11 protein-coding genes are annotated in these 12715 nt (G+C 68.9%); 9 read left to right on the top strand and 2 right to left on the bottom strand.

Annotated elements, in window-relative coordinates; all coding sequences use genetic code 11:
- Positions 1 to 71: 71 nt before the first annotated feature.
- From trmFO to LLH23_12685, 9 genes are all read left to right on the top strand, one after another.
- Entirely contained in the window at positions 72 to 1394 is a 1323-nt protein-coding gene (gene trmFO / locus LLH23_12725) for a methylenetetrahydrofolate--tRNA-(uracil(54)-C(5))-methyltransferase (FADH(2)-oxidizing) TrmFO (protein MCE5239338.1), read from the top strand.
- A gap of 323 nt (positions 1395 to 1717) precedes the next feature.
- A complete protein-coding gene (locus LLH23_12720) occupies positions 1718 to 2641 on the top strand; it encodes a tyrosine recombinase XerC (protein ID MCE5239337.1) in 924 nt (307 codons plus the stop codon).
- 80 nt (positions 2642 to 2721) lie between these two features.
- Positions 2722 to 3021 carry a toxin-antitoxin system protein gene (locus LLH23_12715; protein ID MCE5239336.1) on the top strand — a complete coding sequence of 100 codons (300 nt, stop codon included), beginning with the start codon at positions 2722 to 2724 and terminating at the stop codon, positions 3019 to 3021.
- Positions 3006 to 3359 carry a type II toxin-antitoxin system PemK/MazF family toxin gene (locus LLH23_12710; protein MCE5239335.1) on the top strand — a complete coding sequence of 118 codons (354 nt, stop codon included), beginning with the start codon at positions 3006 to 3008 and terminating at the stop codon, positions 3357 to 3359. Before LLH23_12715 ends, LLH23_12710 begins: the two co-directional genes overlap by 16 nt.
- 98 nt (positions 3360 to 3457) lie before the next feature.
- The gene (gene hslV, locus LLH23_12705) at positions 3458 to 4003 is read left to right on the top strand and encodes an ATP-dependent protease subunit HslV (protein ID MCE5239334.1); all 546 of its coding nucleotides are present in this window, start codon (positions 3458 to 3460) and stop codon (positions 4001 to 4003) included.
- A gap of 156 nt (positions 4004 to 4159) precedes the next feature.
- Positions 4160 to 5578, top strand: a complete 1419-nt coding sequence (hslU, locus tag LLH23_12700; GenBank protein MCE5239333.1) for an ATP-dependent protease ATPase subunit HslU — start codon at positions 4160 to 4162, stop codon at positions 5576 to 5578.
- A gap of 199 nt (positions 5579 to 5777) precedes the next feature.
- Complete coding sequence (locus LLH23_12695) at positions 5778 to 7160, top strand: sulfatase (protein ID MCE5239332.1); 1383 nt, start codon at positions 5778 to 5780, stop codon at positions 7158 to 7160.
- Between the two features lie 18 nt (positions 7161 to 7178).
- Positions 7179 to 7874, top strand: a complete 696-nt coding sequence (locus LLH23_12690; GenBank protein ID MCE5239331.1) for a GDSL-type esterase/lipase family protein — start codon at positions 7179 to 7181, stop codon at positions 7872 to 7874.
- A 227-nt stretch (positions 7875 to 8101) separates the two neighbouring features.
- Positions 8102 to 8371 (top strand): PLD nuclease N-terminal domain-containing protein, encoded by a 270-nt coding sequence (locus LLH23_12685; GenBank protein MCE5239330.1) that lies wholly within the window; start codon positions 8102 to 8104, stop codon positions 8369 to 8371.
- Between the two features lie 24 nt (positions 8372 to 8395).
- Here LLH23_12685 and LLH23_12680 read toward each other — a convergent pair whose 3' ends face one another.
- Both LLH23_12680 and LLH23_12675 read right to left on the bottom strand, forming a co-directional pair.
- Positions 8396 to 9409, bottom strand: coding sequence for a Gfo/Idh/MocA family oxidoreductase (locus LLH23_12680; GenBank protein MCE5239329.1), 1014 nt, complete (start codon positions 9407 to 9409; stop codon positions 8396 to 8398).
- Between the two features lie 187 nt (positions 9410 to 9596).
- Positions 9597 to 12611, bottom strand: a complete 3015-nt coding sequence (locus LLH23_12675; GenBank protein MCE5239328.1) for a hypothetical protein — start codon at positions 12609 to 12611, stop codon at positions 9597 to 9599.
- Positions 12612 to 12715 lie beyond the last annotated feature (104 nt).

Genomic DNA, 12715 nt, shown 5'->3' with positions numbered 1-12715 from the left:
GCTGCCGTCCGCCCGGCCGTGCCAGCATTCCTCCCATCCTGTCCACCGTCGTCCGTCCCGGAGGGTCACCCGTGTCATCAGAACCCATCATCGTCGTCGGCGCCGGGCTCGCCGGTTCGGAAGCAGCCTGGCAGATCGCGCAGCAGGGCGTGCCGGTGCGCCTTTATGAGATGCGCCCCGACGTCCAGACCCCCGCGCACAAGACCGGCCTGTTCGCCGAGTTGGTCTGCAGCAACTCCCTCAAGTCAGACAGCCCCGAGACCGCCCACGGCCTGCTCAAGGCGGAGCTGCGCCGCCTGGGGTCGCTGATCCTCAAGTGCGCGGACGAGGCGAAGGTCCCGGCCGGCAGCGCCCTCGCGGTGGACCGCGACGTGTTCGCCCAGAAGGTCACAGACGCCATCGAGGGCCACCCACTGGTCGAGATTGTGCGCGCGGAGATGCAGGCCCTACCGACGGAGCGCCCGGCGATCATCGCCACCGGTCCGCTCACCTCGTCCGCGATGGCCAAGGCGCTCTTCGGGTTGACCGATGAGAAGTACCTGTTCTTCTACGACGCCATCAGCCCCATCGTCGCTGCCGACAGCATTGACCGCGACCTCGTGTTCATGCAGTCGCGCTACGGCAAGGGGGAAGACGACTACATCAACTGCCCGATGGACCAGGCGCAGTACGAGGCCTTCTACGAGGCGCTCATCGGCTCCGAGATCTCGCTGCACGCCGATGTGGACCCGAAGGAGCTATTCGACGGCTGCCTGCCGGTCGAGGTCATCGGCAAGCGCGGGCGTGATGCGCTGCGCTTCGGGCCGATGAAGCCGGTGGGCCTGCGCGACCCGAAGACCGACCGCGCGCCGTACGCCGTCGTGCAGCTCCGCCCCGAGAACAACGAGCTGACGATGTACAACCTCGTGGGCTTCCAGACGAGCTTGAAGTGGGGCGAGCAAGCCCGTGTGTTCCGCATGATCCCGGGCCTGGAGCACTGCGAGTTCCTGCGCTACGGCGCGATCCACCGCAATACCTTCATCAACGCGCCGACGCTACTGCAGCCGACCTTCCAGGCGCGCGCCGACGCGGGGCTCTTCTTCGCCGGGCAACTCACCGGCGTGGAGGGCTACATGGAGTCCACGGGGGCGGGGCTGCTGGCCGGCCTGAATGTTGTGCGGCTCACGCGCGGGGAGGAGTTGCTCGTGCCGCCGCGCGAGACGATGCTGGGCGCCCTGGCGCATCACATCACGACGGCCGACCCGGAGAGCTTCCAGCCGATGAATGCCAACTACGGCATCCTGCCGCCGCTGGAGAACGAGCACCGCATCCATAGAAACGACCGCAAGCCCGCGCGGAGCAAGCGCGCTCTGAAGGCGCTGGAGGAGTGGCTGGCCGGGGTCGGGATCGCCTAGATGAGCGGGCAGGCTGTGTCGTCCCTACGGGGCTTACGCCGAAGGGGAAGAGGGGGCGCGGAGTCCACGGGCTCACGCCCGTGGCCACGCGCGACGGCGCCTTCGGCGCGCCCGGCACGACCGTTGCCGTCAGCCCGCGAAGCGGGCTGCAGATAGCAGCCACGGGCGTGAGCCCGTGGTGCGCGCGCCCCCTTCTCATTCCTCCGGTAGAGCCCCGCAAGGGGCGGCACTGCCCCGGATCACGCTTGACGCCGGGGCGACCGACGCGCGACAATACCCCTGCCAACCTGCCGTCGCCTATTACGCACCACCAACCGACGCCCATGTCCGCCGCCTACATTGACGCCTTCCTCGAACATCTCACCAACGCCCGCGGCGTGTCGGTCCAGACCGCCGAGGCGTATGCCCATGACGCCGTCCAGTTCATGGACTATCTGGCCGACCTGTGGGGCGAGGATCGGGCGTCAGACTTCGGGCAGGTCACCTACAACGTCCTCCGACGCTACCTTTCCACCCTCCACCAGCAGCACTACGAGCGGCGCTCCATGGCCCGCAAGCTGTCGGCGCTGCGCTCGTTCTTCGGCTTCCTGGCTGCCCGCAGGCTCACCGAGCACAACCCGGCCGAACTGATCCGCTCGCCGAAGCTGGACAAGAGCCTGCCGGAGTTCCTCTACAGCGCCGAGATGGAGGCCCTGCTGGCAGAGCCGGACACCGCCACGGCGCAGGGGGCGCGCGACCGCGCCATCCTGGAGTTCCTGTACGCCACGGGCTGCCGGCGGGCGGAACTGGTGGGTTTGGACCTGGGCCGCCTGGACCTGGAGGAGGGCACCGCCCGGGTCATCGGGAAGCGCGACAAGGAGCGGATCGTGTACTTCGGCGCCCCCTGTGCGGCGGCGCTGGAGATGTACCTGCACGGCCCGCGGGAGGAACTCCTGCAGCAGGCCAAACGCGTATCGGAGCAGCCTGCCGTGTTCCTCAACCGCTTCGGCGGGCGGCTCAGCGGCCGGTCGGTCAGCAACCTGGTCGAGAAGTACGTGCTGCGGGTCGGCGCCAGCCACCACATCACCCCCCACAAGCTCCGCCACACCTTCGCCACCCACATGCTGGACGCTGGGGCGGACCTGCGCACCATCCAGGAGCTCCTCGGCCACGAGAACCTCACCAGCACTGAGGTCTACACGCATGTGAGCGCCGCGGGCCTCAAGCGGGTGTACGACGAAGCGCACCCGCTGATGGGGCAGCGGTAGCGGGACGCCGCGGCACGCGGTTGACACGGCAGGGCTACGCTGCTAATCTGTATGCAGATCTGCAGGCAAGAGAGACGACCATGTCAACTACGCTCCAGACTACCCACGGCGCGGTGGCAGCCACAACGTCAGTCCGCATCTCGGCGACCACCCACGGGAAACTGCGCGCCCTGGCCGACCAACTGGGCCAGTCGCTCGGCACGACACTCGACGAGGCGGTCAAGTGCTACGAGCGCGACCTGTTCTTCAGGACGCTCGACGCGCAGTACGCGGCCTTGCAGGCCGATGAGACGACGTGGCAGGAGTACCTGCGCGAGCAGGAGGAGTGGGATGTCACGCTGCGGGACGGCCTGGAGGGGGAACCATGGGAGACGGGGTAGCGAGTCGCGGCGAAGTCTGGATGGCTGACCTGGAACCGGTGCGTGGCCACGAACAAGGCGGCCGCCGACCGGCCCTGGTCATCTCCTCGGACCGCCTCAACCACAGCCGCGCGGAGATCGTGGTCGTTGTCCCCCTGACGACGAAGCTCTTCAACCTCGCCACGCACGTGCCGCTCAACCCGCCCGAGGGGGGTGTGACTCGCCCCAGCCACATCAAGTGTGAGGACCTCCGCTCGCTCTCGGCTGAGCGTCTGGGCGAACGGTTGGGCCGCGTGGACGCCGGCACGATGGCGGCCGTCGAGCACCGGCTCAGGCTGTTGCTCGCTCTGGAGCCCTGACGCGGCGCCGGCGCGATGTGCACGATGGCCTACCCAGGCCGCCAGCCCTCTGGCGGCTTTTCTCATCTTGCGGTACACTACCCCTTGGTGATGCGAACATGAAACATGGCGACGAAGTGCGCTCGACCACCATCCTGGCCCTCAAGCGCGACGGCAAGGTTGTTCTGGCCGGTGACGGGCAGGTCACGATCGGCGACACGACCTTCAAGCACAACGCCAACAAGCTGCGCCGGATGCGCGACGGCAAGATCCTGGCGGGCTATGCCGGGGCGGCCGCCGACGCCCTCGCGCTCTTCGAGCGCCTGGAGGCCAAGCTCGACGAGTACTCCGGCAATCTCGAGCGGGCCTGCGTGGAGCTGGTCAAGATGTGGCGCACCGACCGCGTCCTGCGCCAGCTCGAAGCCATCCTGATCGTGGCTGACCGCGAGCGCCTGTTCCTCGTGACGGGGACGGGCGACCTGATGACCCCCGACGACGATCTGGTGGCCATCGGGTCGGGCGGAGGATATGCGCGCGCCGCCGCCGAAGCATTGATCAAGCACACCGACCTGTCGGCCGAAGAGATTGCTCGGGAGGCCATGCGCATCGCTGCCAGCATCTGCATCTACACGAACGACCGGATCAGCATCGAGGTGTTGGAGTAGGCAGCGAACGACGAACAGTGAGTGATGGATGCTCAATGATGAGTAGATGAGCGACGCGTGGTGAGCGACGCAGCAGGGCGCGGGCAGCCGGGGGAGCCCCGACGCCTGATCCCCGCATTCACCGCTCATACTTGCCTTTGATGAGGTGCCGTTGTGATTGAGAATGAACTGACTCCGCGACAGATCGTGGAGGAGCTGGATAAGTACATCATTGGCCAGGGCTCGGCCAAGCGCGCGGTCGCCATCGCGCTGCGCAACCGCGTGCGGCGTCAGCACATCCCCGAGGACCTGCGCGATGAGGTCATCCCCAAGAACATCCTGATGATCGGGCCGACGGGCGTGGGCAAGACCGAGATTGCGCGGCGCCTGGCGAACCTCGCCCACGCTCCCTTCATCAAGGTCGAGGCCACCAAGTACACCGAGGTCGGCTACGTCGGGCGCGATGTCGAGTCCATGATCCGCGATCTGGTCGAGATCGCCTACCGCATGGTCGAGAACGAGGCCTTCGACGAGGTGTGGGAGGAATCCGAGCGGGCGGCGGAGGAGAAGCTGCTGGACCTGCTGGCGCCGGAAGTGCCCGAGCACCCACAGATGACCCTCGCCCCGACCCCGGGGCCGACGCTCACTCCGGGCGTGACCGACCTCGAGGCCCAGCGGGCCCGCGCCGAAGCCGACGAGCGGCAGCGGCGGCGCACCGCCCGCGTGCGCGAGTTCACCCGCGCCCGCCTCGAAGCCGGCGAGCTGGAGGATGAGACCGTCGAGATCGAGGTCGAGGAGCCCACGCTGCAAAGCATGCAAGTCTTCTCTTCCGCCGGCATGGAAGAGATGGGCTTCAACATGCAGGACATCCTGGGCAACATCTTCCCGGCGCGCAAAGCCAAGAAGAAGACCACCGTGCGCGAGGCGCGCCGCATCCTCACCTACCAGGAAGCTGAGAACCTCGTGGACGCCCAGGAGGTCGCGCGCGAGGCGGTCGAGCGCGTCGAGCAGACCGGCATCGTCTTCATAGACGAGATGGACAAGGTCGCCGGGCGTGAGGGCGGGCACGGCCCCGATGTGTCGCGCGAGGGCGTGCAGCGCGACATCCTGCCGATCATCGAGGGCTCGACGGTGATGACCAAGTACGGGCCTGTGCAGACGAACCACATCCTGTTCGTCGCCGCCGGCGCCTTCCACGTCTCGAAGCCCTCGGACCTCATCCCCGAGTTGCAGGGCCGCTTCCCGCTGCGGGTGGAGCTGTCGAGCCTGAGCGAGAACGACTTCCGCCGCATCCTCATCGAGCCACAGAGCTCGCTGACCAAGCAGTACACGGCGCTGCTGGCCACCGAGGGGATCACGGTGGACTTCCGCGAGGAGGGCCTGGCCGAGATTGCCCGACTGGCGCAGGTGGTCAACGAACGTACCGAGAACATCGGTGCCCGCCGCCTGTACACGCTCATGGAGCGCCTGCTGGAGGACCTCTCGTTCGAGGCCCCCGACATCGGCGAGCAGCAGGTCATCATTGATGTCGCCTACGTCCGCGAGAAGCTCAAGGACGTCGTCGAGAACGTGGACCTGTCGAGGTATATGCTGTAGAGGCGGGAACGGAACGGCGGGACTCGGGATTCGGGAACCGCCGTGCCGCTGGCCCCGAAGGGGCCGACGTGTGTAGCCACGGGCGTGAGCCCGTGGGCCCCGGTGCCCCTCCTCCCTCTTCTCTGCCACGCCGTCTGTGACGGCGAGATGCCGGGGACTCACGAAGGCCTTACCCATCCCCTTGCGCGCAGGAGTATCCATGCCCACGAGTGCCGCCGGGTCCCGCCCCAACGTCCTGATGGTGATCGTCCACGACCTCGGCCAGCACCTGGGGTGCTATGGCGCGGGGATCAATACGCCTAACCTGGACGCCCTGGCCGCCGACGGCATCTGCTTCGACAACCACTTCTGCACCGCCGCCCAGTGCTCCCCCAGCCGAGGCAGCATCATGACCGGCCGCATGCCCCACAACAACGGGCTCATCGGCCTGGCGCACCTGGGCTGGCAGATCGGCGCGCAGGAAGTCACGCTGCCGATGTACCTGAACGCCGCCGGGTACTCCACCCACCTCATCGGCCACCAACACGAGCACCCCGAGCCGGCGCGCCTGGGCTACCAGGACATCCGCCCCGGCGGCGAGGCGCGGCAGGGGGCGCAGGCCGTGTGCGAGTTCCTGCGGGAGTGGGCCGGGACATCCTGGACCGGCCATGCGCCGTCCGGGACGTCCGGCGCCACGCAGCCCTTCTTCCTCAACGCCGGCTGGGGCGAGCCGCACCGGCCGCACATTCGCGAGGGCTATGACAACGACGACCCGGCGACCGTGCGGCCGCTGTACTGGCTGCCGGACCGGCCCGGCATTCGCGAGGATGTAGCCGGGATGAACGGGCTGATCTACCGGGTGGACGAATGCTTCGGCCAGGTGCGACAGACGCTGGGGGAGACGGGGCTGGCCGACAACACGTTGCTGATCTTCACCACCGACCACGGCACGGCCATGCCGCGCGCCAAGGGCACCTGCTATGACCCGGGCCTCAAGACGACGTTCCTCGCCCACTGGCCCGGACACTTCGAGGGCGGCAAGCGCTACGGCGAGATGCTCAGCAACATGGACCTGCTGCCCACGCTGCTCGACCTGGCGGGTGGCATGGCACTTCAGTGCCATGAGGGCACGGCTCTGAAGCGCCGCGGCACCCCTCCACAGATCGAGGGCCGCAGCTTCCTGCCGCTCCTGGAGGGACGGCCGTACCAACCGCACGAGTTCCTGTACTCAGAGATGACCTGGCACGACAAGTACAACCCGATGCGGGCGGTGCGCACCGCGCTCTACAAGTACATCCGCAACTTCGGCGACCGGCCGCTGGTGTATCTGCCCCTGGATGTGTGGAACGGCCCGGCCGGGGAGACCATGCGGGAGGACTTCTACAGCACGCGGCGTCCCACGCACGAACTGTACGACCTGCAGCAGGACCCGCTGGAGCAGCACAGCGTCTTTGGCGACCCGGCCTATGCCGAGGTGGGGGAGAAGCTGCGGGCGCAGGTCGAGCAGTACATGCTGGACACCAACGATCCGCTCCTGTACGGCGACATCCCCCCCAGCGCCGAGCAGGCCGAACGCATCAAGCAGTGGCTCGCCGATAACTGACACGCCCACAGGTTGCGCATGAGGAAGGCTCTCTTGCTCGCCACACTGCTATCTGCGGCTGTGCCGGCGCTGGCTGAGCGCCCCGTGATCGTGGCCTTTGGCGACTCGATCACCCTCGGCCCCGGCATGCAGCCGGCCGACACATATCCGGCCCAGCTTGAGGCGCTCCTGGTGGCGCGCCTGGGTGAGGCAGCGCCCCGAGTCGTCAACGCTGGCGTGGGCGGCAACACCGTGCTGGCCGGGCTGGCGCGGTTGGACAAGGACGTCCTCGCCCTCCAGCCGCGCTTCGTGCTCATCGGCTTCGGGATGAACGACTCGGTGATGGTCGCGACCGATCAGCCGCGCGTGCCGCTGGAGCAGTTCCGCGAGAAGCTGACGGAGTTGGTCGGGCGCGTGCAGGCCACCGGCGCGCAGACGCTGCTGGCCTCGGTGACGCCGGTGCTCGACGAGTACTACTTCGACCGGCACCCCCGTGAGTGGTACCCCGAGGGGCTCAAGCCGGTGCTGGAGCGCTACGGCGCAGTCATCGGCGAAGTGGCGAGGACCACCAGGTCGCCGCTGGTAGACTTGTCCGGTCTCGACCCGGCCACGCAGATCCGCAACCCCGAGAACAGCGGCCTGCGCGATGGCGTCCATCCCAACGCGGCAGGCTATGCGGTCATCGCGGCGGCGTACGCAAAGGCGCTGGCGCCGCTGCTCACCCCGGCGCAGTGACGGGCGTCGCCCTCAGCTCTCCGGGGCCCACTCGCCCTGCACCGCCACCACGCGGTCCTCAGGTACCGGGGCGAAGGCTCCGTCCCCATTCTGGCTGCAGCCGACCAACAGCCGCACCATGCACCCGTAGCGCTGGCTAGCCCAGCAGTGGCCCTTGCCGTTGTCCACCGTCCGCGGTATGATACCATGACGTCGTCCTCCGAGAGGGTGCAGCGATGCCAGCGGACATGTCTTCGGCAGGCCCTGTCTCACAGGTCATGGGTGCGCTGGTGTTCGGGGCCTTCCTCATCACGTGGGTCGTGGCGTTGCTCGACTGCCTGGCGCGCGACTTCGACTTGCCCGAAGACAAGTGGAAGTGGCTGCTGGTGCTGGTGCTGACCAGCGGCGTCGGAGCGGTGATCTACCTGTTTGTGGGCCGCGCCCACGGCGAGTTCCCGAAGTATGCGGCACCCGCCGAGGAACCTCCCATTGTCCCCTCGTCGAAGCCGTTCCCCTGACATGGATTGCTGTGGCTACCAGCTTCAGTCCTCGCGCGCCCACTCCTCCTCGACCTCCACCACTCGTCCCTCCCGCACGGCGCGCTTCATGGCCAGGCAGCAGGCGATGCTGCGGGCCGCGTCGCGGCCGGTGACCAGCGGCGTCTGGCCGGTGCGGATGCAGTCCACGAAATGCGTGATCTCGGCGATGAAGTCGCGCGCGTCATTCCCGGCGGAGTAGTCCACCTCGAGGGCCTGCGGGGCGGTGCCGGCGCGGTCGAAGCAGACGATCTCGGACGGGCGGTCGAAGCGCCCCCGGCTGCGCACGACGGCCTTCTCGCAGGCGATGAACAGCTCCTCATCGGCCACGGTCCATTCCGAAGCCGTGCCCAGCTCCACCGCGCCGATACAGCCGTTCTCGAACTCCAGCAGCCCCAGAGCGACATCTAGCTGCGGGCGGCGGTCGGGGTTGAGCAGGTTGCCGCCCAGGCCCCGGATGGTCCTGATCTCCCCGATCAGGTAGCGCAGGGCATCGAAGGTGTGGACGGAGTTCTCCAGGATTGGCCCGCCGCCGTCCTCCTCCTCCCAGAACCAGTCGCGCGGCACCTGCCCCAGGTGGTAGCGGTAGTTGAGCGACAGGGGGCGGCCGAACTCGCCGCCCAGGCGCTCCTTGAGGAACTGGAAGGCGGGGGTGAACCGCTTCTTCTGGCCGATCATCAGCACGGCTCCGGCCTGGGCACAACCGTCCGCCAGATCGAGGCACTGTTGCACCGTCGGGGCCATGGGCTTCTCGCACAGGATGTGAATCCCGCGCCGGGCGAGTTCCAGTCCCAGGGGCAGATGGGTCTTGGGGTTGGTGCACAGGCACACGGCTTCCGGCCGGGCGGTCTCGACCATCTCACGCCAGTCGCTGAAGGCCTGCGTCCCGTTCTGGGCAGCGACGTCCTGGGCGACCTCGGCGCGCAGGTCGCAGACGCCGACGAGTTCCAGCTCCGGCAGTTGGCTGATGACCTGCGCATGGACCTTGCCGATGCCCAGGCCGATGACAGCGAGTCTCATTGGGGGGAGCCTCCGATGGGGTGTGGGTGTGGGTTCGCTGGGGCGGTCGGCGCCACCTGCCCAGATCATGTCCCGGGGTGAGCTTCATGCTCCAGTAGCGCGGGCGGCCCCGCCCGCGCGTGGCCAGGACGGGCAGGCGAGGCCGCCTGCCCTACGGGTGAGGAACGGTCTCCCGCGAAGCACAGCGCTACGGCGCCAGGTACAAGTCGCGGTAGGCGACCGGGCGCTTGGCTTCCCCGATGCCCGGCGTCAGGCCCATCCAGTACGCCCGGCCCTGGCCGTTGTTCTGATTGACGATGAAGCTGGCCCCCAGCACGCGGCCGGCCTCCGGTGACACCCCGATGAGGTCCCACGGCAGCGCCACGCGGTAGATCGTGTTGGCGCCCTGGCGCTCGATGCTGACGGGGCTGTCGAGACGGCGCCGCTCGGGGGCGGTCTGCACGACCCGCGGGCCCTGCGCGCCGAGGACCAGGCCGAACTCGCAGTCGTCGGCGCCGAAGCCCGGCGCTGTGCCCGCGTCGTTCAACGGATCGAGCGCCAGTTGCAGCGAATCGCTCTGCCAGAACCTTCCTGGGTCGTCGGCCTCGACGTGGTGGACCGGGTCATGCACGAGGGCAGCGAGGTAGAGCCGCTGTCCATCCCATCCCAACCACGCCCGGACGTTCAGATCGTCGGGGCTCTGCCAGCCGACCGTGGGGTCGGGCGGGTAGACCTGTGCGCGCTGGTCGAGGACCAGTGGCGGACGGCCGCGCCACCAGTCGAGGGCCGGCAGGGGCGGGCCCTGCGCCGGCAGGGCAGTGGGCGGCACCGCCGCCAGGGGCGCGAGGTCCACGCGCACCGTCGCCCGCTGCACATCCCGCCGCGCCTTGAGCGTGACGGCGCAGTCCTGCCCCGGCGTCTGGTCCAGTGGCCGCGACGTCGGCAGCAGCACGAGGCGGCTCTCCCCGGCGGGGAGGCCCATCTGTTGCGGGCCGGACGGACCGCTGAGAGTGGCTGTCTGCGCCTCCCGGGTGACGTTGCGCAACCGCGCGCCCAGGTGGCGCAGGTCTGCCGCGAAGGCTGCCTCCAGCACGACGGGCTGTTCGTTGGCGACCGTGGCCCGGGTCACGACCTCCGCCATGCGTGGGGCCGACTTGAGCGGATAGGTCAGGTACACCGGGGCGCGGTCCACCGTGAGGGTAAAGGCCTTGCCCGCCCGCCCGCGGGCGGTCTCGCGGCCCATCATGTCCAGCAGCACCGCGTCCGCGGGCAGGCGCGCCAGCGTGACCGAGGAGCGCTGTTGCTCTGACCACAGGACCGTGACGCCCTGGCCGGTGTCAGCGCAGGCGAAGCAGTGGGCCTGCACGAGCGGACCCAGGTCCGGCGAGGCGACCGGCGCAGCGTGGTGCAGGACATACGCCAGCGTGGCATACGCCAACGCCGCCGGCAGTGGCATGCCCTGGCGGAACAGGCCATACTCGTAGCCGTGCTCGTTACACCCCTCTTCCAGGAACCAGAAGTAGCGCTCCACGCCCGGCACCGAATGCGCGAGCGCCATGGACTGCACCAGGCAGGCGGCGAAGTCACGCGAGTGGCTCGACAGCGGGTCGGCCTTCACGTCCAGCCCCCAGCCCTTCTCCCCGACCCAGAACCGCTGCTTGCCGCCGTGCTCGCGGATCATGGCCAGTGTGTCCTGACACTTGCGGCGCTCCTGGTTGGGCACCGGCCACAGGGGGCTCTGCCCGTCGCCGAAGTAGCGCACACCGGCGTAGGGGTGGCCGGTGTACACATCGAGCAGATCGCCGGCCGCACCCATGAGGGCTTGGGAGTAGGGGAGGCCGCGGTCGTAGTCCCCGCCGCTCACGTCAATGCCGGCGACGAGGGATCCCGGGGCCCCCCGGCGCACCGCCGCCGCCCCGGCCCGCAAGATGCGCAGGTAGCGCTCCACGCCCGCTTCGAAGCTGAGCTTGACCTGCTGCATGCAGGTGAGGTCGGGCTCATTCTGGATCTCGAAGGTCTCGACCTCGGCAGCCAGCGCGCGGGCGCAGTGCTCGACGTAGTCGCCCCACCACTGCACGCGCTCCTCCCAGCCGGGAGCTTCCCAGAAGGTGGCTTCCTCGGCCTGCTGCAGCGCCCAGCGGGGCGGGTAGGCCGTCATGTTGAACATGATGAGCTGGTGGTTGCGCCGCAGTTCGGACAGATCAGGGAACCAGTACGCGCCGTGGCCCTGTTCGCCGTAGCGCCAGTCGCGGCCGACGCGCACGGCCTTGCAGCCGAGCCGTTGGGCGCGGGCCCCCGAGCCGCTAGCCTGCAGCGCGAAGAAGCTGCGGGGGTCGTCGTGGCCGAAGTTGCGCGGCCGGGGCACGACGGCAACCCCCGTGGTGACAGTGGAGATGGACTGGTCGCCCTGCAGCAGCTCTGCCTCGATGAAGCTGTAGTTCGGACGGGCGAGGCTGAAGGGCACGTTGTAGGTAACGAGGCCGTGGGCCGGGAGGGCCAGCGGGCCGCTGTGGAACGGCTGGCTGGCGCCGTACCAGTCGCGCACGGTCCCGAGCACCGCCAGCGTCGCCGGCGCCGCCAGGCGGTTCTCCACCGTGGCCGCGAGGTTCACCTTGCCCTTGCCGACGAAGGCGATGTGGCCGGGATCCGGGGTACTCAGGCGGAGGCCGAAGTGCGTCCCCGGGTCGGTGGTGACGAAGGCAAGGTCCTTGATGAACACGGCGCCGGTGGGGCTGGCGCCCTTGTGCACGCCGATGATGATGCGCTTGAGCGGGAAGGCGAAGCGGCCGTCATTCTGACCGCCGTAGTGACCGGGGAAGCCCTTCTCATCGAGGGGGAGGGTAACGCGGTGCCAGTCGGCGCCGGCCGTGCAACCGCCCATGTGCTCCTGGCCCGAGGCATCGGCGACGCGGACGAAGCCACGGTTCTTGCCCTCCTGGCGGATGCTGAACACCACCGCCGAGGCCTGCGGGAGCGTCAGGGCGCGCGCGGCGGTCACGTAGTTGCCGCCACCGGCGAAGCTGTAGTCCAGGCGCACACAGGACCCGCCGGCGGCATCGGTCGCCAGCGAGACCTTGCCGTCCGCGCCGGGGAACTCCCGCCCGGGGTCGAGGCTCCAGGGGGCGATGTTGTCAGTGCGGTCCAGGAGCGCCTCCTGGCCTGGAGGCTGGGCGAGGGAGAGCGCCGGGACGAGCAGAGCCACGAGCAGCATCGGACAGCGCATGGCGAGTCCTCCGTGAAGGCAGAGCGGCCGCACGGACCCTTCGTCGCGGCGGGGCGGGGACCTGCCGCCCCCGTCTGGCGAGCGCACCCTTGCCGCCCCTAGCG

The organism is bacterium (genome assembly GCA_021372615.1).
GTDB lineage: Bacteria > Armatimonadota > Zipacnadia > Zipacnadales > UBA11051 > JAJFUB01.
The sequence above is the reverse complement of the archived record's forward strand: the minus strand, read 5'-3'. Positions and strand labels throughout refer to the sequence as shown.